Source organism: Nocardia wallacei, from assembly GCF_029869545.1.
GTDB classification, from domain to species: domain Bacteria; phylum Actinomycetota; class Actinomycetes; order Mycobacteriales; family Mycobacteriaceae; genus Nocardia; species Nocardia wallacei_A.
In genome coordinates this window covers 1-1282 of record NZ_JARWQD010000268.1, presented here as the reverse complement: position 1 = coordinate 1282, position 1282 = coordinate 1, and the positions used below count along the sequence as shown (strand labels likewise).

Below are 1282 nucleotides of genomic sequence, written 5' to 3'. Positions count from 1 at the left end.
AAAGCGCTGCTCATGGGCGCGGTCGCGGGGCGGGGCGGCCCGGGTGCGGGGGTGTGGGGGGGGGCCTTAGCGCCACCCCAAACCTGCCACACGCGGCCCCCGGGCCCCCGCGACTCGGGGCCTTCGCGGTGCTGCGACCGGTCAGTCGCCCTGCTCCTGGTACCGCCGCAGCACCTGCAGCTGCTCGCTCTCCTGCTCGTGTTCGGCGGCGCGCAGCTGTTCCCGCTCGCCCGCCGGGTCCGGCCGCAGGAAACTGCCGCTGCCGGGCCGTCCGGACAGGCCGAGCCTGTTCATCTTCTTCGGCACCGGCGCGCCCTGGTACGGCAGCGGTATCGGATGGCCGTGCTCGTCGACCGGGCCCAGCGGCTGATGGATCTCGATGTACTCGCCGTGCGGCAGGCGCCGCACGATCCCGGTCTCGATGCCGTGCTCGAGCACCGCGCGATCGCCGCGCTGCAGGGCCAGGCACAGCCGGTAGGCCAGGAAGTATGCCAGCGGCGGCCCGAACAGCAGCGCGATCCGGAAGAACCAGGTCGTGGCGTTGAGCGAGATGTCGAATTGGAACGCGATGATGTCGTTCACGCAGGCCAGGGTGAGGATCACGTAGAACGCCAGCGACATGGCGCCGATCGCGGTGCGCACCGGCACGTCGCGTGGCCGCTGCAGCAGGTTGTGGTGCGCGTAGTCCTTGGTGAGCCGTTTCTCGATCCATGGATAGGCCGTCATCAGGCCGAAGATCAGCGGCATCAGCAGGGCGATCGAGAGCGAGCCCGGGATGGTGTGCCCGAAGATGTAGCCCTCCCACGCCGGGAACAGGCGCAGGAAGCCGTCGGTCCACATCATGTAGAAGTCGGGCTGGGTACCGGCCGAGACCTGAGAAGGGTTGTACGGGCCCAGGTTCCAGATCGGGTTGATCTGCAGGACACCGCCCATGATCGCCAGCACGCCGAGGGTGAACATGAAGAACGCGCCCTGATCGAGCGAGAACACCGGCACGATGCGGGTGCCGATCACGTTCTTCTCGGTGCGCGCCGGGCCGGGGTACTGGGTGTGTTTCTGATACCAGACCAGCGCGATATGCGCCGCGATCAGCGCCAGCATGATGCCGGGCAGCAGCAGGACGTGTGCGATGAACAGGCGCGGGATGATGATGTCGCCGGGGAAGTCGCCGCCGAACATCAGCCAGTGCAGCCACGTGCCGATCACCGGCATCCCCATGGTGATTCCCGAGAACGCGGCCCGCAGGCCCGTGCCGGAGAGCAGATCGTCGGGCAGCGAGTAG

1 protein-coding gene is annotated in these 1282 nt (G+C 68.3%); it reads right to left on the bottom strand.

Annotation, left to right across the window (positions count from 1 at the left end; translation table 11 throughout):
- Positions 1–141: 141 nt before the first annotated feature.
- Positions 142–1282, bottom strand: a 1141-nt coding sequence (locus tag QH290_RS23165; protein WP_280385080.1) for a cytochrome b, incomplete at its 5' end; no start/stop codon positions are given.